20 protein-coding genes and 1 tRNA gene are annotated in these 21,797 nt (G+C 70.3%); 8 read left to right on the top strand and 13 right to left on the bottom strand.

Annotated elements, in window-relative coordinates; translation table 11 throughout:
* Positions 1-4: 4 nt before the first annotated feature.
* From ACYVL2_RS04295 to argS, 3 genes are read right to left on the bottom strand one after another with little or no spacing between them, the layout of a single operon-like run.
* Complete coding sequence (locus tag ACYVL2_RS04295; protein WP_460540530.1) at positions 5-1,285, bottom strand: homoserine dehydrogenase; 1,281 nt, start codon at positions 1,283-1,285, stop codon at positions 5-7.
* 24 nt (positions 1,286-1,309) lie between these two features.
* Positions 1,310-2,707, bottom strand: coding sequence for a diaminopimelate decarboxylase family protein (lysA, locus tag ACYVL2_RS04290; protein ID WP_460540529.1), 1,398 nt, complete (start codon positions 2,705-2,707; stop codon positions 1,310-1,312).
* Positions 2,707-4,356 (bottom strand): arginine--tRNA ligase, encoded by a 1,650-nt coding sequence (gene argS, locus ACYVL2_RS04285; RefSeq protein WP_460540527.1) that lies wholly within the window; start codon positions 4,354-4,356, stop codon positions 2,707-2,709. Before argS ends, lysA begins: the two co-directional genes overlap by 1 nt.
* Before the next feature lie 214 nt (positions 4,357-4,570).
* Between argS and ACYVL2_RS04280 the strand changes: the two genes are divergently transcribed.
* The 4 genes from ACYVL2_RS04280 (at position 4,571) to ACYVL2_RS04265 (ending at position 6,953) form a co-directional block, all read left to right on the top strand.
* On the top strand, positions 4,571-5,404 hold the full coding sequence (locus tag ACYVL2_RS04280; RefSeq protein ID WP_460540525.1) for a DUF3105 domain-containing protein: 834 nt from the start codon (positions 4,571-4,573) through the stop codon (positions 5,402-5,404).
* A gap of 42 nt (positions 5,405-5,446) precedes the next feature.
* Entirely contained in the window at positions 5,447-6,025 is a 579-nt protein-coding gene (locus tag ACYVL2_RS04275; RefSeq protein WP_460540522.1) for a DUF305 domain-containing protein, read from the top strand.
* A gap of 6 nt (positions 6,026-6,031) precedes the next feature.
* On the top strand, positions 6,032-6,526 hold the full coding sequence (locus tag ACYVL2_RS04270; RefSeq protein WP_460540520.1) for a hypothetical protein: 495 nt from the start codon (positions 6,032-6,034) through the stop codon (positions 6,524-6,526).
* A 76-nt stretch (positions 6,527-6,602) separates the two neighbouring features.
* Positions 6,603-6,953: an MmcQ/YjbR family DNA-binding protein gene (locus tag ACYVL2_RS04265; protein WP_460540518.1), complete on the top strand. Its 351-nt coding sequence runs from the start codon at positions 6,603-6,605 to the stop codon at positions 6,951-6,953.
* Between the two features lie 35 nt (positions 6,954-6,988).
* On the opposite strand, the gene ACYVL2_RS04260 is transcribed toward ACYVL2_RS04265, so the two are convergent.
* The 8 genes from ACYVL2_RS04260 to glmU all read right to left on the bottom strand — a co-directional run bounded on the left by ACYVL2_RS04260 (position 6,989) and on the right by glmU (position 15,756).
* On the bottom strand, positions 6,989-8,278 hold the full coding sequence (locus ACYVL2_RS04260) for a sulfate adenylyltransferase subunit 1 (RefSeq protein WP_460540516.1): 1,290 nt from the start codon (positions 8,276-8,278) through the stop codon (positions 6,989-6,991).
* Complete coding sequence (gene cysD, locus ACYVL2_RS04255) at positions 8,278-9,180, bottom strand: sulfate adenylyltransferase subunit CysD (RefSeq protein ID WP_460540514.1); 903 nt, start codon at positions 9,178-9,180, stop codon at positions 8,278-8,280. Before cysD ends, ACYVL2_RS04260 begins: the two co-directional genes overlap by 1 nt.
* Positions 9,181-9,256: 76 nt before the next feature.
* Positions 9,257-10,072: a 3'(2'),5'-bisphosphate nucleotidase CysQ gene (locus tag ACYVL2_RS04250; protein WP_460540512.1), complete on the bottom strand. Its 816-nt coding sequence runs from the start codon at positions 10,070-10,072 to the stop codon at positions 9,257-9,259.
* A gap of 81 nt (positions 10,073-10,153) precedes the next feature.
* Entirely contained in the window at positions 10,154-11,665 is a 1,512-nt protein-coding gene (locus ACYVL2_RS04245; protein ID WP_460540510.1) for a sugar transferase, read from the bottom strand.
* 79 nt (positions 11,666-11,744) lie between these two features.
* The gene (gene pth, locus ACYVL2_RS04240) at positions 11,745-12,332 is read right to left on the bottom strand and encodes an aminoacyl-tRNA hydrolase (RefSeq protein ID WP_460540508.1); all 588 of its coding nucleotides are present in this window, start codon (positions 12,330-12,332) and stop codon (positions 11,745-11,747) included.
* Positions 12,333-12,353: 21 nt separating this feature from the next.
* Positions 12,354-12,956 carry a 50S ribosomal protein L25/general stress protein Ctc gene (locus ACYVL2_RS04235; RefSeq protein ID WP_460540506.1) on the bottom strand — a complete coding sequence of 201 codons (603 nt, stop codon included), beginning with the start codon at positions 12,954-12,956 and terminating at the stop codon, positions 12,354-12,356.
* Positions 12,957-13,234: 278 nt separating this feature from the next.
* Positions 13,235-14,218: a ribose-phosphate diphosphokinase gene (locus ACYVL2_RS04230; RefSeq protein WP_460540504.1), complete on the bottom strand. Its 984-nt coding sequence runs from the start codon at positions 14,216-14,218 to the stop codon at positions 13,235-13,237.
* Between the two features lie 98 nt (positions 14,219-14,316).
* Positions 14,317-15,756, bottom strand: coding sequence for a bifunctional UDP-N-acetylglucosamine diphosphorylase/glucosamine-1-phosphate N-acetyltransferase GlmU (gene glmU, locus ACYVL2_RS04225; protein WP_460540502.1), 1,440 nt, complete (start codon positions 15,754-15,756; stop codon positions 14,317-14,319).
* 172 nt (positions 15,757-15,928) lie between these two features.
* Here glmU and ACYVL2_RS04220 point away from each other — a divergent pair, with 172 nt between their 5' ends.
* The 4 genes from ACYVL2_RS04220 (at position 15,929) to ACYVL2_RS04205 (ending at position 20,143) form a co-directional block, all read left to right on the top strand.
* Positions 15,929-17,011, top strand: a complete 1,083-nt coding sequence (locus tag ACYVL2_RS04220) for a sugar ABC transporter substrate-binding protein (RefSeq protein WP_460540749.1) — start codon at positions 15,929-15,931, stop codon at positions 17,009-17,011.
* A gap of 10 nt (positions 17,012-17,021) precedes the next feature.
* Positions 17,022-17,786, top strand: coding sequence for a sugar ABC transporter ATP-binding protein (locus ACYVL2_RS04215; RefSeq protein WP_460540500.1), 765 nt, complete (start codon positions 17,022-17,024; stop codon positions 17,784-17,786).
* 62 nt (positions 17,787-17,848) lie between these two features.
* Positions 17,849-19,048, top strand: a complete 1,200-nt coding sequence (locus ACYVL2_RS04210; protein ID WP_460540747.1) for a sugar ABC transporter permease — start codon at positions 17,849-17,851, stop codon at positions 19,046-19,048.
* Positions 19,049-19,051: 3 nt separating this feature from the next.
* Complete coding sequence (locus ACYVL2_RS04205; protein WP_460540498.1) at positions 19,052-20,143, top strand: ROK family protein; 1,092 nt, start codon at positions 19,052-19,054, stop codon at positions 20,141-20,143.
* A gap of 21 nt (positions 20,144-20,164) precedes the next feature.
* Here the strand turns inward: ACYVL2_RS04205 and ACYVL2_RS04200 are convergent.
* A tRNA-Gln gene (locus ACYVL2_RS04200) sits at positions 20,165-20,236 on the bottom strand.
* A 209-nt stretch (positions 20,237-20,445) separates the two neighbouring features.
* Positions 20,446-21,780, bottom strand: coding sequence for a phosphoglucosamine mutase (glmM, locus tag ACYVL2_RS04195; protein ID WP_460540496.1), 1,335 nt, complete (start codon positions 21,778-21,780; stop codon positions 20,446-20,448).
* Positions 21,781-21,797: the final 17 nt, after the last annotated feature.

Here is a 21,797-nt window from a genome sequence, read left to right as displayed (position 1 = left end):
CGTCCTATTCTCCTTCGACGCGCATGACGCTGGTGACCTGGTGCACCGACGCCAACTGCGACAGTTCCTCTACGGTGTCCGACAACTGGCGGTCGGAGGCGCTGTGGGTCACGACCACGAGCTGGGCCTCGTCCTCGCGGCCCGACTGGTGGACGGTCGCGAGGCTGACGCCGTGGTGGGCGAAGGTGGCCGCCACGCGGGCGAGCACGCCGGGCTCGTCGACGACGTCGAGACTGACGTGGTACCTGGTCTTGGCCTCGCCGATGGGTCGCACCGGCAGGTCCGAGTAGGCGGCCTCGGGCGGGAAGGCGGTGATGCCGCCGCGCTTGTTGCGCGCCACGGCCACGATATCGCCGAGAATGGCCGAGGCCGACTCGGTCCCCCCGGCTCCCGCTCCGTAGAACATCAGCTGTCCGGCCGATTCGGCCTGGACGAACACGGCGTTGTAGGCGCCGTTGACGTTCGCGAGCGGATGCGTGGCGGGGATCATCGCGGGATGGACCCGCACCGACACGCCGCCGTCCTCTTCGCGGGTCGCGATGCACAGCGGCTTGACCACGCGCCCTTCGGCGGCGGCCGAGGCGATGTCCGCCTGGCCGACCGCGGTGATGCCCTCGCGGTGGACCTCGGAGAGGTCCACGTGGGTGTGGAACGCCAGCGAGGCGATGAGCGCGGCCTTGGCGGCGGCGTCGTAGCCGTCGACGTCGGCCGACGGATCGGCCTCGGCGTAGCCCAGCTCGGTGGCCTCGGCGAGCGCCTCGCCGAAGGTCGCGCCGGTCTGGGACATCTGCGTGAGGATGTAGTTGGTGGTGCCGTTGACGATGCCGAGGACCTGGTTGATCGTGTCGCCGTGGAGTGACTCGCGCAGCGGCCGCATCAGCGGGATCGCGGCGGCGGCGGCGGCCTCGTAGTACAGGTCCGCGCCGCCGGCCTTCGCGGCGGCGGCCAGGGCGGGCATGTCCTCGGCCAGAAGGGCCTTGTTGGCGGTGACCACGGACTTGCCTTCGCCGAGCGCGGCGGTGATCCAGTCGCGGGCCGGCTCGATGCCGCCGGCGACTTCGACGACGATGTCGACGTCGGCGCGCTTGATGAGCCCGAACGCGTCGGTGGTGAACAGCGACTGGTCGACCGGCAGGTGCGAGCGGTCGCGGTCGGTGCGCCGGACGGCGATGCCGGCGATCTCGACGCTCTCCCCCACTCGGGTCGCCAGCTCTTCCCCGCGCATTCGCATGAGGCGCACGACTTCACTGCCGACGGTGCCGCATCCGAGTAGCGCGAGTTTCATCGCTGGTTACCTTTCTGGTGGTTTCTAGCCCACGTCGAGACGCAGGAGGTCGTCTACCGTCTCTCGGGCGAGGATCACTCGGGCCTGGCCGTGTCGTACGGCGATGACGGGCGGGCGCGGAACGTGGTTGTAGTTCGAGCCCATGGACCTGCAGTAGGCGCCGGTGCCGGGCACGGCGAGCAGGTCGCCCGGCGCGACGTCGGCCGGCAGGAATTCATCTTTAACAACAATGTCGCCGGCTTCGCAATGCTTTCCCACTACGCGGGCGAGAACCGGCGCGGCCGAGGAGGAGCGCGAGGCGAGGGTGGCCGAGTACGAGGCGTCGTACAGGGCCGGGCGGATGTTGTCGCTCATGCCGCCGTCGACCGACACGTACAGGCGCGAGGCGCCCTGCGAGAGCCTGACGGGCTTGACCGTGCCGACCTCGTAGAGGGTGAAGACGGCCGGGCCGATGAGGGTGCGGCCGGGCTCGATGGACAGGCGCGGCGGCTCGATCCCGGCCGCGGCGCACTCGGCCTGGACGATCTTGCCGAGCGAGGCGGCGATGTCGGCCGGGGGCTGCGGGTCGTCCTGGCTGGTGTAAGCCATGCCGAAGCCGCCGCCGAGGTCGAGTTCGGGCAGGGCGATGCCGAACTCCTCCTGGAGCCGCAGCTGGAGGCGGACCGCTCGGGCCGCGGAGACCTCGAACGCGGCGGTGTCGAAGATCTGCGAGCCGATGTGCGAGTGGAGCCCGGCCAGTTCGAGGTGCTCGGAGGCGATGACGCGGCGGGCGGCCTCGTAGGCGTCGCCGTCGGCGAGCGAGAAGCCGAACTTCTGGTCCTCGTGGGCGGTGGCGATGTACTCGTGGGTGTGCGCCTCGACACCGACGTTGACGCGGACCATGACGTCGGGGCGGGCGCCGGTCTCGGCGGCGATGCGGTCGATCCGCTCGATCTCGGTGAACGAGTCGGCGACGATGCGGCCGAGGCCGAGCTCGACGGCCTGGCGCAGCTCGGCCGGGGACTTGTTGTTGCCGTGCAGGCCCAATCGGGCCGGGTCGATCCCGGCCGACAGGGCTACGGCCAGCTCCCCGGCGGTGCAGACGTCGACGTTCAGGCCCTCCTCGACGGCGGCGCGGAGCACGGCCTTGGAGCAGAAGGCCTTGGCGGCGTAGTACACCTCGGCGCCGTCGAACGCCTCGACCCAGGCGCGGCAGCGGGCCCGGAAGTCGTCCTCGTCGAGGATGTAGGCGGGGGTGCCGAACTCGGCGGCCAGATCGGCGACCGGGATGCCGCCGACGTGGAGGACGCCCTCGTCGGAGCGTTCGACGCCACGGGCCCACAGCTGCGGGAGCAGGGCGTTGACGTCGTCGGGCACGCTCAGCCAGTGCGGGCTCAGGGAGGAGAAGTCGCCGTGCATCGCACCGGCTTCGTGGATGCGCATTACATCCGCTCCGGGGCCGTGACGCCGAGCAGGGCGAGCGCGTTGGCGATGACCACGCGGGTGGCCTCGACCAGCCACAGGCGGGCCCGTCCGGTGTCGGTGAAGTCCTCGCCGGCGCGCGGCAGGACGCGGCAGTCGTTGTAGAACCGGTGGTAGGCCCCGGCGAGGTCCTCGGCGTAGCGGGCGATGCGGTGGGGTTCGCGCAGTTCGGCGGCGGAGGCCACGACGGCGGGGAACTCGGCGAGCGCCTTGAGCAGCTCGTTCTCGCGTTCGTGGGTCAGCAGTTCGGCGTCGTAGCCCTCGCCGCGGCCGAGGCCGAGTTCGGCGGCGTTGCGCAGGACTCCGGCGATGCGGGCGTGCGCGTACTGCACGTAGTAGACCGGGTTGTCGTTGCCGTGCTTGGTCCACAGGTCGATGTCGAGGTCGATCGGCGAGTCGGCGGAGTAGCGGGTGAGCGCGTAGCGGGTCGCGTCGACGCCGACGGCCTCGACGATGTCGTTGAGGGTCACCACGGTCCCGGCGCGTTTGGACATCCGCACCGGCGTGCCGTCGCGCAGGAGGTTGACCATCTGGCCGATGAGGATCTCGAGGGTGCCCGGCTCGTCGCCGAAGGCCCGGCTCATCGCCTGCATCCGGCCGACGTAGCCGTGGTGGTCGGCGCCGAGCATGAGCACCAGTTTGTCGAAGCCGCGCTCGCGCTTGTCGAGGTAGTAGGCGCAGTCGGCGGCGAAGTAGGTCCAGGAGCCGTCCGACTTCCTCAGCGGCCGGTCCTTGTCGTCGCCGAAGGTGGTGGTGCGCAGCCAGGTCGCGCCGTCGGCCTCGTAGACGTGCCCGTGCTCGGCGAGGCGCTCCACGGCGGCGTCGAGCTCGCCCTTGTCGTGGAGCTCCTTCTCGTTGAAGTAGACGTCGAAGTGGGTGCCGAACTCGGTGAGCGTCGTCTTGATCTCGTTGAACATCAGCTCGACGCCGGCGGTGCGGAAGACCTCGCGCGGGTCGTCGGACTCGAGGACCTCGGGGTGCCGCTTGACGACCTCGGCGGCGATCTCGTCGACGTAGGCGCCGCCGTACCCGTTCTCGGGGGTCGGCTCGCCTTTGGCCCGGGCCAGCAGCGAGGAGGCGAACCGGTCGATCTGGGAGCCGGCGTCGTTGAAGTAGTACTCGGAGACGACCTTCGCGCCGGAGGAGCGCATGATGCGCGCCAGCGCGTCGCCGACGGCGGCCCAGCGGGTGCCGCCGGCGTGGACGGGACCGGTGGGGTTGGCCGAGACGAACTCCAGGTTGACGTGGGCGCCTTTCATGGAGTCGTTGTAGCCGTAGGCGGTGCCTTCGGCGACGATCTCGCCGGCGATCCAGCCGGCGGCACCTGCGGCGAGGGTGACGTTGAGGAACCCCGGTCCGGCGATGTCGGCCTTGGCGATGCCCTCGGTGGTGGCGAGCCTGTCGGCGATCTCCTGAGCGAGCGCGCGCGGGTTCGTCCCCGCCCTCTTGGCGACCTGGAGGGCGATCGTCGAGGCGTAGTCCCCGTGCTCGGGGTTTCGGGGTCGCTCCACTGCCGTCTCGGGGGGCAGGACGGAGGCGTCGAGGCCGAGGTCGGCGAACGCCCCGCGCGTGGCGGACAGCACTTTCTCTGCGAGCGTCTCAGGAGTCACCAGGCAATGGTAGACGTCGCGAATCGGCGCATGCGAGTGAGAAACCCCGGTGTGGCCCGGATGTGACGGACCCGCAGAGTGTTATGAAGCTCTCTCGTCGTAGGCCTCCCGAGTCGACCGGGTATGGTGACCTACGCGAGCGCGATCAGCCGGTCAGATCCGGCATTGCGCCCGCGCCCATCCCGAAGTCGACGAATAAGGCTCACCGCGCGAAATGGCATCGAAGAAGAAAACCTCCCCGACGGCCGGCAGGAAATCAGGCGGCAAGGGCCGCGCCGTCCAGGTGAAGCAGCCCAAGCCCTGGGGCCTCATCATCACCTTCTCCGTCGTGGGCGTGGTCGCCCTCGGCCTGATCGCGGTCGCCGCGTTCGTCGTCTGGGACCGCAGCCGTCCGCCCGAGGGCGACGTCGTCAGCTACTACGCGCCGTACGAGGACTACGCGTCGGCGCAGGAGGCGCTGTCCTCCGGCGAGATCACCGCGGAGGACCTCGAGCACCCGTGGGTCCTGCAGCAGGGCCACGTGGACGCCGACGAGGATCCCGCGAACGACACGCCGACCTACGAGATCACCCCTCCGGCGGGCGGCAACCACCTCAGCGCCTGGCAGACCTGCAGCGGCGTCGTCTACGACGACCCGATCGCCGACGGCAACGCCGTCCACTCCCTGGAGCACGGCGCGGTCTGGCTGACCTACGACCCGGAGATCGCCGGCGAGGACGAGGTCGCCGAGCTGGCCTCGAAGGTCGAGGGCCGCGACTTCAGCTTCATGAGCCCCTACCCTGGGCAGGGCGTCAAGATCTCCCTGCAGTCGTGGGGCAACCAATACCAGACTGAGGACGTCGACGACCCTAATATTGACCAGTTCCTGAATCACTTCATCCAGAACGCCGACTACGCGGCCGAGATGGGCGCGACCTGCTCGGACGGGGTCACGACCACCACCGCCGACGCGGCCGGCGACACCCAGATGACCGAAGAGGAATACCAGGAACTGCTGGACCAGATGGAGGAGAGCGCCCCCGAGGAGGGCGCCGAGGGAGAGGGCTAGTACCGAATGGCTTTGTGGCGTCGACCCGCTGTGCTGGTGGCGATGACGGCGGTGCTGATGCTCGCCGCCGGGTTCGCGATCGGATGGGCGAGCGCCGCTTCGGCGCCGGGGAACGACTCGCCCGAAGCCGGTTTCGCCCGCGACATGCAGACGCACCACCAGCAGGCCGTCGAGATGGCCATGTACGAGTGGCTCAACGGCGAAGACGAGGCCATGCGGACGATCGCCTACGACATCGCCACCGCGCAGAGCGCAGAGATCGGGATGATGCGCTCGTGGCTGCGGGAGTGGGACGTCCAGATGAGCGCCCCCGACCCGATGGCGTGGGCCGGCGAGGAGCACGACCACGGCGGTGAGGGCTCTCGCCCCATGGCGGGCATGGCCACCGACGAGGAGATGGCCGAGTACAAGGAGCTCCAGGGCCGTGAGTCCGACGTCAGGTTCGCGGAGCTGATGATCGCCCACCACATCGGCGGCATCGAGATGGCCGAGGCGTACCTCGAGGTGGGCGACCATGAGACGGTCGCCGACGCCGCGCGGCGGATGGTGACCGTCCAGCAGAGCGAGATCACCAACATGGAGGGCCACCTCGATCGGATCCTCTCGGAAGTCGAGGAGTAGGGGCCGATGAGCTTCGGCTGGGGACCGGGCTACGGCGATCCGTCGCATCCGACCACCGGCGAGCTGCCCACGGTCGGCGACGGGGTCCGCGGTACCGGGGAGAACCACACCGTTCAGATCGACATCGCCCGCGACGCCGGTTCGCGCCACCGCGCCGACACCGGCGGCTTCGCCCGCGTCGGCGACGGCGTTCGGGGCACGGTCGGGCCGGTGACGGTCCAGATCGACCGCGTCCCGGCCGCCGACCCCGCGGGCGTCCGAGGCGACACGCAGCTGCTCCCCCGCCTGAAGCCGAAACGTGAGGCGCCCGCTCCGGCGGCGCGGTCCGAGCGGCCCGACATCACCGGCGCGTCGCGCAGCATGCCGGTCACGCGCCGCCAGCTGGGGCCGGACTGGACTCAGACGCCGCTGCGTCTGATGGCCGCCGCGATCGTCGCCGTGGGCGTGCTGGGCGTATCGGCGGCGAGTCTGCTCACCATCGCCGAGTGGATCAATCCTTAGCGGGACCCGGGGCCTGTCGTCTCGGGCCTCCCTGTCGCACCCGTGCGGGAGCATGGAGCTGTCGAAGGGAGCCCAGATGCCGACATGGAACGAGGTCGTGGCGATCGCCTGCCGGTACCCGGAGGTCGTGGAGACCACGAGCTGGCAGACCCCGTCGCTGAAGGTCAAGGGCCGGTTCTTCGCCCGATTGCGGACCGAGGCCGAGGGCGGCCTGGCGATCGTCTGCGATCCGAGCGAGAAGGCGGCCCTGCTCGCCTCCGGAGACCCGGCCTTCTACACCACGCCGCATTACGACGGCTACAACATGATCCTCATCGACCTGGAGCAGGTCGACCGGGACCGCCTGGCCGAGCTGGTCGAGGACGCCTGGTACCTGAAGGCCCCGGTGGCGGTCCGCAAGGCCTTCGAGCAGTCCGCCGGGCGGTAGCCGGGCCGGTCGCCGCGGTGTCCGAGGCGACCCGCTCAGACGATGATGCCGGCGCCGACGGTGCGGTGGTCCGATTCGTCGATGACGATGAAGCCGCCGGTCAAGCGGTTGCGGCGGTAGTCGTCGCACAGCAGCGGCTTGGTCGTCCGCAGCGTCACGCGGCCGATCTCGTTGAGCTTCAGCTCGCTCGCGGTCTCATCGCGGTGCAGCGTGTTCACATCCAGCTGGTACTGCACGTCCTTGACGATCGCCTTCACGTCGGCGGTGGTGTGCTTGATCGAGTACCTGCCGCGCAGCCGCAGCGGCTTGGTCTCGTCCATCCAGCACACCAGCGCCTCGACGTCCTGGGTGACGCGCGGCTGGTTGTGCGGGCGGCACAGCATGTCGCCGCGCGAGACGTCCAGCTCGTCCTCCAGCCGCACCGTCACGCTCAAGGGCGGGAACGCCTCGTCCAGGGGACCGTCGGCGGTCTCGATCGCGGCGATGCGCGAGGTGAAGCCGCTCGGCAGGACCATGACCTCGTCGCCGGGCTTCATCACGCCCGAGGCGATCTGGCCCGCGTAGCCGCGGTAGTCGTGGTTGTCGTTCGAGTGCGGCCGGATCACGTGCTGGACCGGGAAGCGCACGTCCACCAGGTTCCGGTCGGAGGCGATGTGGACCCGCTCGAGGTGGTGCAGCAGGCTCGGGCCCTGGTACCAGTCCATGTGCTCGGAGCGGTGGACGACGTTGTCGCCCTTGAGCGCCGAGATCGGGATGACCGTCAGGTCCGGCACCTCGAGCTTGGTGGCGAACGAAGAGAAGTCGCGCTCGATCCGCTTGAAGACCGCCTCGTCGTAGTCGACCAGGTCCATCTTGTTGACGCACAGGACCATGTGCGGCACCCGCAGCAGCGAGCACAGGAACGCGTGGCGCCGCGACTGCTCGACCAGGCCGTTGCGGGCGTCGACCAGGATCAGCGCCAGATCGGCGGTCGAGGCGCCGGTGACCATGTTGCGCGTGTACTGGATGTGGCCCGGCGTGTCGGCGATGATGAACTTGCGCTCGGGCGTCGCGAAGTAGCGGTAGGCCACGTCGATCGTGATGCCCTGCTCGCGCTCGCTGCGCAGGCCGTCGGTGAGCAGCGCGAGGTCGGTGTACTCGTCGCCTCGGCCGGCGCTGACGGCCTCGACCGACTCCCACTGGTCCTCGAAGAGGGTCTTGGTGTCGAACAGCAGCCGCCCGATCAGGGTCGACTTGCCGTCGTCGACGCTGCCTGCGGTGGCGAAGCGCAGCAGCTCGGCGGTGTCCTCGCCTTTCGCGGCGGTCATGGTGGCGGCGTCCGTCATCAGAAGTACCCTTCCCGTTTCCGGTCTTCCATCGCGGCCTCCGAGGTCTTGTCGTCACCGCGGGTCGCCCCGCGCTCGGTGATGCGGGTGGCGGCGACCTCGGCGATGATCTGCTCGACGGTGGTCGCCTCGGAGCGGACCCCGGCGGTGAGGTTCGCGTCGCCGACGGTGCGGTAGCGGATCTTCTCGGTGAAGACCCGCTCGCCGTCGCGAGGCCGGATGAAGCGGTTGACGGCGTACAGCATGCCGTCTCGCTCGACGACTTCGCGCTCGGCGGCGAAGTACACCGGCGGCAGCTCGATGTCCTGGTCGCCGATGTAGTTCCACACGTCCAGCTCGGTCCAGTTCGACAGCGGGAAGACCCGGATCTGCTCGCCGGGGTGGACCCGGCCGTTGTAGAGGTTCCACAGCTCGGGGCGCTGGTTCTTGGGGTCCCACTGCCCGAAGTCGTCGCGGAAGGAGAACACGCGCTCCTTGGCGCGGGCCTTCTCCTCGTCGCGGCGCGCGCCGCCGAAGAGGGCGCCGAACTTGTACTTCTCGGCGGCTTCCAGCAGTACCGGGGTCTGGATCCGGTTGCGGGTGCCGTCCGGAGGCTCGGTGACCAGGCCGCGGTCGATCGCGTCCTGGACGGAGGCGACGATGAGCTGCACGCCGCTCTCGGCGACGCGGCGGTCGCGGAACTCGATGACCTCGTCGAAGTTCTGCCCGGTGTCGACGTGCATGACCGGGAACGGGATCGGCGCCGGCGCGAAGGCCTTCTGCGCCAGGTGGAGCATGACGATCGAGTCCTTGCCCCCCGAGAAGAGCAGCACTGGGTGCTGACAGGTCGCGGCGACCTCACGGAAGATGAAGATCGCCTCCGCCTCCAGCGCGGCGAGATGGCTGACGCGGTAATCGCTCACCGGCGCAACTCTCCTCTCAGCTTGAACCCGGACGGGTTCGGTTCGTTTCTTCCGGGCCCGGTCCGCCGGGCCGCGCTCACTTCGCCTCGCGCACTGCCGTGAGCAGCGGCTCGGCCAGATCGGGCCGGCAGACCAGCAGGTCTGGCAGGTATGGATCGGGGTTGTTGTACCGCAGCGGGCCGCCGTCGATCCGCGTCGCATGCCAGCCGGAGGCGAGCGCCACCGCGACCGGGGCGGCCGAGTCCCACTCGTACTGCCCGCCGGCATGCACATAGGCGTCAACCTTACCCGTGACCACGGCCATGACTTTCGCTCCGGCAGAGCCCCATGGGACCAGTTCGGCGTCCAGGGCCTCGGCGGCGGCCGCGGCTTCGGCGGGCGGCCTGGTGCGGGACACGGCGATGCGCGGGCGAGACGGGCGTGACCCGGTGGGCCCGTAGCGCTCGTCGGTGCGCAATGTCACACCCTGTGCGGGCAGGGCGACGGCCGAGGCGGTCAGCCCGAGGCCGCGCTGCCACAGCCCGACGTGGACCGCCCAGTCGTCGCGACCGGCTTCGGCGTACTCGCGGGTGCCGTCGAGCGGGTCGACGATCCACACCCGGTCGGCGTCGAGCCGCTCGGTGCCGATGCGACCGGACTCCCCGGTGCCCTCCTCGGAGAGCACGGCGTCGTCGGGGCGCTCCGCGGCGAGGCGGCCGAGCAGGTAGTCGTCGGCTCGGCGGTCGCCCGCGTCCTTGAGCGCGCGGGGGTCGGCGAAGCCGAGCTCGTCGCGCAGTTTGAGCAGCAGCTCCCCTGCACCGGTGGCCAGCTCGGAGGCCAAGCGCACGTCGTCCGGAGAGGCGGACTGGGGCGTGGCCGTCGGTGCTCCGTCGCTCGCGGGGGCGTCGTTCATAGCGGGCAGTCTACGCTGAACGGCACCGTCGTCCAAATGGTGGGCGAGCCGATCCCGTCATTCGGGAGGACTGCTCAGGTTCTAGTAGGCGCCCTGGGGCCGGAGCATCGCCGTCACGGTGCGCAGCAGGATCACGAAGTCCAGCGACAGCGTCCAGTGCTCGACGTACCGCAGGTCGAGGCGCACCGCCTCCTCCCAGGGCAGGTCGGAGCGGCCCGAGACCTGCCACAGGCCCGTCATGCCGGGCTTGACGACCAGACGCCGGCGCATGTCGGCCTCGTAGGCGGCCACCTCCGTGGCCAGCGGCGGGCGCGGACCCACCAGGCTCATGTCACCGCGCAGCACGTTCACCAGCTGCGGGAACTCGTCGATCGAGAACCGCCGCAAGTACTTCCCCACCGGGGTCACCCGCGGGTCGTCCCGCATCTTGAACAGCACGCCGTCGCTCTCGTTGAGGTGCGCCACGTGCGCCAAGCGCCGCTCGGCGTCGACGTACATCGTGCGGAACTTCCAGATCGTGAACGGCTGCCCGTCCTTGCCGATGCGCTCCTGCTTGAACAGCGCCGGCCCCGGCGAGGTGCAGCGGACGAGGAACGCCGCGCCCAGCAGCAGCGGCGAGAGCGCCAGCAGCAGCGCCGCGGCCCCGAGGCGGTCCACCGTGTTCTTGGCCCAGCGCCTGACACCGGTCAGGTTGGCGTGGTCCAGGTGCAGCATCGGCAGGCCGTCGACCGGTCGGACGGTCGTGCGGTCCCCCGCGACGTCCACCAGCGCCGAGGCCACGATCAGGTCCACATCGGAACGCTCGAGCTTCCAGGCGAGTCGCCGCAGCGCCGGACCGTCGAGCTCGGGGCAGGACAGCACGATCACCGTGTCGGCCCGCTCGGCGGCCACGGCGTCCGCGACCCGGTGGAAGGAGCCGCGCACGCGGGTGTTGAAGTCCAGCAACGCACCCCGCGGCTCCTCAGTGGGCAGACACGCGGCCACCACGTCGAGACCGTGGTAGTGCTCCCGCCGAAGCTGCACGATCAGCGCCGCCACGGAGGACTCGTGCCCCACCAGCACGACCCGCTTCATGCACCGGCCCTGCCGACGCATCCGGTGCAGCCACTTGCGCCAGGCGAAGCGCCCGGCGATCGAGGTGAACGCGGCGGTGGGAATCGCGATGAGGACGAAGACGCGGGAGGTCGGCAGCTCGAGCCCGTAGGAGGCGAGCGCGACCGCGGCGGTCAGCCCGACGGCGGCGTGGACGACGCGCTGGTACTCCTCGGTGCCCACGAACAGGTAGCGCTTCTCGAAGGCGCGCGAGAGCCCGAGCGCGGCCAGCCAGACGGCGGGCATCGCGATCAAGGCGAGCGCGTAGACCTGGCTGTGGTCGTTGAGGTTGCCGAAGCGCGCGAAGAAGGCGACCGCCGCGCCGAAGACCCCCGCGGCGACGTCGCTGCCGATGATGCCGGCGAAGTACTTGCGCTGCCACGAAGGCGGTCCGCTGTAGCGGTGGCCCGGCCGGTTGATGGTGTAGACGTGCCCTTGCGCGCCGATCGGCGACCGCGGCTCGAACCGCTCGATGTCCCCACGTGCCTCTGTAACCGTCACAATCGATCTAACGACCGACAGAACGAACAGTGACGGCCGAATCACTGTGCGGCATCACGTGTCGCCGCCACGGGTGGGCTCAGTCGCGCTGGTTGAAGGTGTTCTGCGCCGCCTCGAGGCCCTTCTCGATGATCGCCTCGACCGCGTCGGCGGCCAGTTCGACGTTGAGGTCGAGATCGGCGCGTTCGGCCTTGGAGAAGTCCTTGAGGACGTAGTCGGCCGCCTCCTGCCGTCCGGGCGGGCGGCCGATGCCGAACCGCACCCGGGCGTAGTCCTTGGTGCCAAGCGACCTCGAGAGCGAGCGCAGGCCGTTGTGGCCGCCCTCGCCGCCGCCGCGCTTGAGCCGCAGCCGCCCGTAAGGAAGGTCCAGCTCGTCGTGGACGGCGATGACCGACTCGGGTTCGATGCCGAAGTACTTGGCCACCGGGGCCACGGCGTCGCCCGAGAGGTTCATGTACGTCATGGGCTTGACGAGAACGAGGCGAGGCCCGCCTACCCCCAAGCGGGCCTCGCTGATTTCGGCGCGGGCCTTGCGGCTCACGGCGAACTTGGCGCCGGTGCGTCCTGCCAGCGCATCGGCGACCATGAAACCGACATTGTGACGGTTCGCGGCGTACTTCGGCCCGGGGTTGCCCAGGCCGACCACGAGCGCGGGGGTGTCGGTCATGTCTTCTCGCTGCTTCTACCGCTACTCGGCGGACTCTTCGCCTTCGGCCTCTTCCTCGGTCTCCTCGGCGGCGGCCTCGGCGCGCGGGACCGTCACGGAGGCGAGCACGATCTCCGGGTCGGTCAGGACGGTGATGCCCTTGGGCACGGTCACCTCGCCGGCGGTGCGCTGCGAGCCGACGGCCAGGCCATCGAGGTCCACCTCGATGGACTCGGGAATGTGGGTGGCCTCGGCTTCGACGGTGAGGGTGTCGACCTCGTGCACGACGAGACCGCCCTTCTCGACTTCGCCGGTCCAATGGATCGGGACCTCGGTGGTGATCTGCTCGCCGCGGCGCACGATCAGCAGGTCGGCGTGGACGATGTGGTCCTTCAGCGCGTCGCGCTGGATGTCCTTCGGGATGACCAGTTCGCGACTGCCGTCGGTGACCTCGACCTCGATGAGCTGGTTCAGGCCGCCCTTGCGGAGGATCGCTGCGAACTCGAGCTGGGGAAGAGAGATGTGACGCGGCTTCTCGCCGTGGCCGTAGACCACGGCCGGAACCTTTCCAGCCCGGCGTGTACGGCGCGCACCGCCCTTCCCGAAGTCAGTGCGAGGCTCTGCGCTGATACGAACTTCGGACACGGAAATACTCCCTGGTTCTCAAGCAAAAAATTCTCACGGCGCTCGACGTTCACGTCGGCATCAGAAGGACAGATCAGTCCCGCATAAGACCTTCGCCCTCGCGTCGATAACGGCGTCCGTCTGGAGGACACCCTCGCCGTCGGCAACCCCACCAGCCTACACCGAGCACGGCCCTCGCCCGCGGTTGGGCGTCGGGGTGTGAGCCGCGCGGCCCGGCGGCCGTCCCTGGGGGCGAGCCGCGTTCGGGCGTGCGGGCCGGCCGCGCCGCACGGCGCGGGTCAGGACAGCCCGCCGAAGAGGGTGGTCACCGAGCCGTCGTTGAAGACCTCCCAGATGGCCTTGGCGACCAGGGGCGCGATCGAGAGGACGGTGACCTTGTCGAGCCGCGCGACCGAGTCGGGCAGCGGCAGCGTGTTGGTCACGATGACCTCGCTGACCGGGGCCGCGGCGAGGCGCTCCCCGGCCGGGTCCGACATGATCCCGTGGGTGGTGGCGATGACGATGTCCTCGACGCCCTCCTCCTTGAGGAGTTCGGCGGTCGAGCAGATGGTGCCGGCGGTGTCGATCATGTCGTCGATGACCAGGCAGGTGCGGCCGTCGACGTCGCCGACGACCTTGTTGGCGACGACCTGGTTGGGTTTGAGCGGGTCGCGGGTCTTGTGCACGAACGCGATCGGGCAGCCGCCGAGGCGGTCGGACCAGCGCTCGGCCAGCCGCACGCGTCCGGTGTCGGGGGAGACGATCGCCAGACGGCGGTCGGCGTACTTCTCTTCGACGTAGCGCGCGAGCGTGCCCATGGCGAAGAGGTGATCGACCGGGCCGTCGAAGAAGCCTTGGATCTGGGCGGTGTGCAGGTCGACGGTGAGGATGCGGTCGGCTCCGGCCGTCTTCAGCAGATCGGCCACGAGCCTGGCGGAGATGGGCTCGCGGCCGCGGTGCTTCTTGTCCTGTCGCGCGTACGGATAGAACGGCAGGACCACCGTGATGCGCTTGGCGGACCCGCGTTTGAGCGCGTCGACCATGATGAGGGTCTCCATGACCCACTCGTTGATCGGGCTGGGCATGGATTGGACCACGAAGGCGTCGCAGCCGCGCACCGATTCCTGGTAGCGGACGAACAGCTCCCCGTTGGCGAAGGAGTAGGCGCTCATGGGAGTCGGTGCGACCCCCAGGTGCTTTCCGATCTCCTCGGCCAGCTCCGGGTAACCGCGCCCGGAGAACAGCATGAGCATCTTGGAGTTGACAGCGGACATGCTCGCCATGGCGATGGATCCCCCATAGGTCGTCACCTGAACCTCGACGGTTCAAGTGTCCCCTGCCCGAACAGCGCGTGCTCGTCGGCGGGCCATTAAATGTGCCGTTACTCTCCAGACGCCCGCTCGTCGCCGAGCGCGCGGCGCGCGGCCTCGTCGGTCGCGGTGCCCGGGCGCCGGGCGGCGACCCAGCCGGACTTGTTGTCCTGCCGGGCGCGGGCGACGGCGAGGTCGCCGGGAGCCACGTTGCGGCTGACGGTGGAGCCGGCGGCCACGTAGGTGCCGTCGCCGACGGTGACCGGCGCGATCAGAACGGAGTCGCAGCCGATGAAGGCGGCCTCGCCGATCTCGGTGTGGTGCTTCGCCAGCCCGTCGTAGTTGGCGACGATGACGCCGCAGCCGATGTTGGCCTTGGCCCCGACGGTGGCGTCGCCGACGTAGGACAGGTGCGGGATCTTCGCGCCCGCGCCGATCTCGGCGTTCTTGGTCTCGACGAAGGCCCCGACCTTGGCGGTCTCGGAGAGCTTGGAGGCCGGGCGCAGGTGGGCGAAGGGGCCGACCGCGGCGCCCTCGCCGACGGTGGCCTGGTCGGCGTGGCTTCGCACGACCGACGCCTCGGCGCCGACGATGGTGTCGGTGAGGGTGGTGTCGGGGCCGATCTCGGCGCCCGTGTCGACGGCGGTGGCGCCCTTGAGCTGGCATCCGGGGTGGACGAGCACGTCGGGGGCGACCTTGACGGTGACGTCGATCCAGGTCGTGGCCGGGTCCTCGATGGTCACGCCCGTGCGCATGAGCTCGGTGTTGACGCGGTCGCGCAGGCGGCGGCGCAGGTCGGCCAGCTGCGCGCGGTCGTTGCAGCCGAGGACCTCCTCGGGGTCGTCGGCGATGACGGCGCCGATCTGCCCGCCGGCCTCCCGCGCCAGTTCGAGCACGTCGGTGAGGTACTCCTCGCCCTGGTCGTTGGCGGTGGTGAGCTTAGCGAGCTGCTCGCGCAGCGACTCGACCTCGAAGGCGTAGATGCTCGAGTTGATCTCGCGGATGGCCAGTTCGGCCTCGTCGGCGTCGCGGTGCTCGACGTTGCGCAGGACGTTGCCGTCGGCGTCGCGGACGATGCGGCCGAAGCCGGTCGGGTCGTCGACGACCGCGGTCAGGACCGTGGCCGCGTTGCCGGCCTTCTCGTGGGTCTCTACGAGCCGGTCGAGCGTGTCCGCGCGCAGCAGCGGCGCGTCGCCGGCGGCCACGAGCACGGTGCCGGTCAGATCCGGCACGGCCTCGAGGGCGATGCGCACGGCGTGGCCGGTGCCGAGCTGCTCGGCCTGGAGAACGGTCTCGACATCGGGCGCGTGCTGCTCGAGGTGGGCCGTGACCTGCTCGGCCGCCGCTCCGACGACGACGATGCGGCGGTCCGGGCGGATCGCCTTGGTGCTCCGCAGCACGTGGCCCAGCAGGGTCCGGCCGAGGAGTTCGTGGAGGACCTTGGGCTTGGCGGACTTCATCCGGGTGCCGAGACCCGCGGCGAGGATGATCGCCGAACGCTCGCTGCTCATGATCGGCAATGGTAGTCGGTTATGGAGCGGGCGGACCTCCATACCCCCGTCGCCCTCCATTACCAAATCGTTACCGGTGAAACGGCATTACCACCCCGCCGACACTTGTGCGGCCTGCGTCACGCGTCATATGTTGCTGTCAGCAACAAATACCGGAGGTACCCCTATGAAGATCCTCAGAACTGCAACCGGCTCGGCCGCCGCGGTGCTCCTCGCCCTCACCGCCGCGTGCGGCTCCGGCGACGACGGCTCCGGCGGCGACGACGACACGCCGTTCATCGGCGTGATCCTGCCCGACTCCGCATCCTCGGACCGGTGGGAGACCGCCGACCGGGCCTACCTCGAAGCCGCCTTCGACGAAGCCGGCGTCGAGTACGAGATCCAGAACGCCCAGGGAAGCCGCGAAGACTTCCAGACCATCGCGGACCAGATGCTCACCAGCGGCGTCAACGTCCTCATCACCGTCAACCTCGACTCGGGCACCGGCGCGACCGTCATCGAGAACGCCAAGGCCCAGGGCGTGGCCACCATCGACTACGACCGCCTCACCGAAGGCGGCGGCGCCGACTACTACGTCAGCTTCGACAACGAAGCGGTCGGACGGCTCCAGGGCGAGACCCTCGTCCAGTGCCTCGAAGGGGCCGACACGCCCCTGGTCGCCGAGCTCAACGGCTCCCCCACCGACAACAACGCCACCCTGTTCAAGAACGGCTACGACTCGGTGCTCGACCCGCTCTACGACTCAGGCGAGTTCGAGAAGGGCCCCGACGAGTGGGTGCCCGACTGGGACAACGCCCAGGCCGGCACCATCTTCGACCAGATGATGACCGACACCGGCGCCGAGATCGACGGCGTCCTGGCCGCCAACGACGGCCTGGCCCACGCCGTGATCACCGTCCTCGAGCGCAACGGCCTCAACGGCACCGTCCCGGTCACCGGGCAGGACGCCACCCTCCAGGGACTCCAGAACATCCTCACCGGAGACCAGTGCATGACCGTCTACAAGGCGATCGAGCAGGAGGCCGACGCCGCCGCCGACCTGGCGGTGGCCCTCGCCAACGGCGAGCGCCCCGAAGCCGACACCACCGTCACCGACCCGGTGACCGGCGACGAGGTCCCGTCCGTGCTGCTGGACCCGGTCGCGATCACCCAGGACAACATCCAGGTCGTCATCGACGACGGCTACATCGCCTACGAGGACCTGTGCAGCGGCGACTTCGCCGCCCTCTGCGGCGAATTCGGCATCAGCGAGTAAGGATTCAGGCGTGCTGCTCGAACTCTCCCGACTCTCCAAGAGCTTCGGCCCGGTGGAGGTCCTCTCGGAAGTGGACCTCGCCGTCGACGCCGGCGAGGTCTGCGCCCTCGTCGGCGACAACGGGGCCGGCAAGTCGACGCTGGTCAAGTGCATCGCGGGGATCCACGACATCGACTCCGGGACCATCGCCGTCGACGGCGAGGCCCGCGAGATCAACAGTCCCCGCGACGCCGGCGCGCTCGGCATCGAGGTCGTCTACCAGGACCTCGCCCTGTGCGACAACCTCGACATCGTCGAGAACATGTTCTTGGGGCGGGAGAGGCTCCGTGGCGTCGTCCTCGACGACGACGCCATGGAGCAGCTCGCCGCCGAGACGCTCGACTCCCTGGCGGTGCGCACCGTGCGCAATCTCCGCCAGACCGTGGCGAGCCTCTCCGGCGGCCAGCGCCAGACCGTCGCGATCGCCAAGGCCGTGCTCTGGAACTCGCGGCTGGTGATCCTGGACGAGCCGACCGCCGCGCTCGGCGTGGCCCAGACCAGGCAGGTGCTCGAGCTCATCCGGCGCCTGGCCGACCAGGGCCTGGCGGTCCTCTACATCAGTCACAACCTCAACGACGTGTTCGCCGTGGCCGACCGGATCGCCACGCTCTACCTGGGGCGTATGGCGGCGGTGCTCGACGCCGCCGACACGACTCAGGCGCAGGTGGTCGAGCTGATCACCAGCGGGCGGTCGAAGAACGTGGGTCTCGCCGAACCGAACGGAGTCCGGCCGTGAGCATCGATGTCAAGACCCGGCCCGAGGCCGGGGCCGAGAACGCGGGCGCCTTCCGCGCCGTGATGGACCATGTCCGCGACTACGCCGCCCGTGTCCGCGGCGGTGAGGTGGGGGCGCTGCCGGCCGTGGCCGGGATCATCGCGCTGTGCCTGTTCTTCGGCGCGGTGGAGCCGGTGTTCCTCTCGGTGGGGAACCTGGCGAACCTGTTCGGGCAGGGCGCCGCGGTGACCTGCATCGCGATGGGCCTGGTGTTCGTGCTCATCATCGGCGAGATCGACCTGTCGGCCGGGTTCGCCTCGGGCGTGTGCGCGGCGATCATGGCGGTGATCCTGACCGACTGGGGCATGCCCTGGCCGCTCGGGATCGGGGCCGCCATCGCCACCGGCGTGCTCATCGGGCTGACGCTCGGGACGCTGGTGGTCAAGCTCGGCGTCCCCTCGTTCGTGGTGACGCTGGCGGCGTTCCTGGCCTTCCAGGGCCTGGCGCTCATCATCCTCAAAGAGGGCACGAACATCTCGATCAACAACGAGACGGTCAAGGCCATCGCCGGCGGGAACCTCCGGCCGTGGCAGGGTTGGCTGCTGCTGGCGGTGACCATCGCCTGGTACGCGGCGATCCAGTTGTCGCGGTGGCGCAGGCGCCTGAACCGCTCGCTCGTCACCGAGCCGCTGCCGGTGGTGATCACGCGGATCACGGCGCTCGGCGCGCTGCTGACGGCGACGGTGTTCCTGCTGAACCTGGAGCGCTCGGCCAACCCGCAGCTGGTCTCGCTCACCGGTGTTCCGGTGGTCGTGGTGGTGCTCGGGGTCCTGTTCGTGGTGTGGTCGTTCGTGTTGCACCGCACTCGTTTCGGCCGCCACCTCTACGCGGTCGGCGGCAACCGGGAGGCGGCGCTCCGGGCGGGCGTCGCGGTCGACCGGGTCCGCATCTCGGCGTTCGTGATCTGCTCGTCGCTGGCGGCGGTCGGCGGCATCGTCGCGGCCTCCAGGGCCGCGTCGGTCGACCCGAACACCGGCGGCTCCAACGTCCTGCTGCTTTCTGTGGGGGCGGCGGTGATCGGCGGTGCTAGCCTGTTCGGTGGCAAAGGGTCGGTTCGTGCGGCCCTGCTTGGAGGTGCGGTTGTGGCGATCATCAACAACGGCATGGGCCTGATGGGGTTGAGCGCCGGTGTCCGCTTCGGAGTCACCGGGGCGGTGCTGCTGTTGGCCGCCGCCGTGGACGCGATGTCCCGAGGCCGGGGTGCCGTTTTCGGCAGGCATTAGGCCGTGGCGAGACCGGCTACGGAGGAGCTGCGGCGTCGCAACCGCAGCCTGCTGCTCGACCAACTCCACCGCCGCGGTCCGCAGACGCGCGCCGAGTTGACCGAGGCATTGGGCCTCAACAGGTCCACGATCGGCGCGCTCGCGGCCGACCTGTCGGAGTCGGGCTATATCCATGAGACGACGGGACGGCCGACCGGCTCCGCCGGCCGGCCGTCCACTTTGGTGGAATGTGTGGCCGGGGCCGCGACCGTGGCCGCCGTCGAGATCCGCGCAGGCAGCGTCCGGCTGGCTGTGGTCGGGCTCGGCGGGTCGGTCCTGCGGCGGTCCGATGCCTCGCTCGAAACCGACTCGGACGCGCCCGCCGCCGCCGCGGCCATCGCGCGCCTGCTGGGCGACGCCGACGTGTCCGACGCGGTCGCGGCGGTGCCCGGGCTCGTCGCCGGGGGCATCGTGGCGCAGTCGACCGAGCTGGGGTGGAGCGGCCGGGACTTCGCCGCCGACCTTCGGGCGGCCACCGGGCGCGCCTGGCGGGTGGTCGACACGGCCACCGCGGCGGCGGTCGGGGAATGGTCGCGCGGCGACGCCGGCGCTTCGACGAACCTGCTGTACCTCCACGGCGGCAGCGGGCTGACCGCCGGCATGGTCGTGGACGGCCGGCCGCGGCGAGGCGGGTCGATCGTGCTCGGGCACCTGGTGGTCGATCCGGCCGGACCGAAGTGCCGGTGCGGGCTGAACGGCTGCCTGGAGGCGGAGATGAACGCCTTCGACTACGCCGAGACGATCGAGACGACCACGACCGCCGCGAGGATGGGCGACACGGCCGCGCGCGAGAGCGTGCGCCGGTCCGGCGGGTTCCTGGGCCGCGCCCTCGGCGCGGTGGTCACCGCGACCAATCCCGACGAGATCCTGTTCGGCGGGTGGCTGCGGGAGCTGTACCTGTCGTCGGCGGCGACCGTGCGCTCGAGCCTGGCGGAGACGACGATCCCGCAGCTGCGGGTGCGGCTGCGGCTGCGCACGCCCGCGCTCGGGAACGAAGGACCGCTGCTCGGTGCCGCGGAGACCGGCTTCGAAGCGCTCATCGACGACATGCGCTGACAGCGTGCGATCATCGACCGGCTGGCCCACCAGGACTCGAACCTGGAATGGCTGAACCAAAATCAGCAGTGTTGCCTATTACACCATGGGCCATCGGCCCTGAGGGCCGCGTGAGGCCGCCGCCCGGTGTCGGACACGGCCCGGTCAAGAATAGCGCCATCGGTTCGACCACACGTGCCGGGGCGCTTGGGTGTACACCTCCACCAGGAAGTCCGCGTAGAAGCAGACCTCCTACATCATGCGAGGCGAACCTAGTGCGCGCCCGCGCCGGCGGCTCAGGGCCCGATGTCACGGGACCGCGGTCAGGGTACGAGCGCGTTCTCCACCGCCGCGACCAGTTCGGCGGCGACCGACTGGGCGACCGGTTCCTCAGAGGCCTCCACCATGACCCGGACCAGCGGCTCGGTGCCCGAGGGCCGCAGCAGGACGCGGCCGTCGGAGCCGAGCTTGCGCTGCCACTCGGCGACGGCGGCGCGCACCGGCTCGGCCTGGATGACCGACTTGTCGGCGACGCGGACGTTGACGAGGACCTGCGGGGCCGGGGTGAACACCGAGGCCAGCTCGGCCAGGCTCCGGCCGGTCGCGGCCACGCGCGCCAGCAGCATCAGCGAGGTCAGCGTCCCGTCGCCGGTCGTGGCGTGGTCGGGCAGCACGATGTGCCCGGACTGCTCGCCGCCGAGGGAGAACCCGCCCTCGCCGAGCCGTTCGAGGACGTAGCGGTCGCCGACCTTGGTCGTCTCCAGGTTGATGCCGGCCGCGCCCATCGCCTGATGCAGGCCGAGGTTGCTCATCACCGTGGCGACGAGCGTCTCGCCGCGCAGCTCGCCGGCGTCGCGCATCGCCAGTGCGAGGATCGCCATGATCGCGTCGCCGTCGACGAGGTGGCCCTCGGCGTCGACCGCGAGGCACCGGTCGGCGTCGCCGTCGAGGGCGATGCCGGCGTCGGCGCCGTGTGCGACGACGGCTTCGCGGAGCCCGTCGATGTGCGTGGACCCGCAGTCCTCGTTGATGTTGAGCCCGTCGGGCTCGGCGTTGATGGCGATGACCTCGGCGCCGGCGCGGCGCAGCGCCTCGGGGGCCGCCTGGTAGGCGGCGCCGTTGGCGGGGTCGACGACGACCTTGAGGCCGGCGAGCGAGTGGGGGCAGACGGCCACGAGGCGCTCGACGTAGCGGTCGACGGCGTTCTGGGACTCGGCGATGCGGCCGATGCCGCCTCCCTGCGGGAGCGGCGCCGGCTCGCCCATGGCGCGTTCGATGGCGTCCTCGACCTCGTCGGGGAGTTTCCGGCCTCCGGCGGCGAAGAACTTGATGCCGTTGTCGGGCATGGGGTTGTGTGAGGCGGAGATCATGACGCCGAAGTCGGCTCCGGTCACGGCGGTCAGGTGGGCGACCGCGGGAGTGGGGAGCACACCGAGGTCGATGACCTGGGCTCCGGCGGCGGCCAGCCCGGCGGCGGAGGCGGCCTGGAGCATCTCGCCGGAGGCGCGGGGGTCGCGGCCGACGACGGCGGTCGGGCGGCCGTCCTCGCGCGCGCCGAGGACTCCGGCGGCCGCGATGTTGAGTCGGAGCGCCAGCTCCGGGGTGAGGTCGTCGTTGGCCCGTCCTCGGACGCCGTCGGTACCGAACAGTCGTGACACGGTGCTTATCCCTCTTT

The organism is Glycomyces halotolerans, from assembly GCF_054779575.1.
The sequence above is the reverse complement of the archived record's forward strand: the minus strand, read 5'-3'. Positions and strand labels throughout refer to the sequence as shown.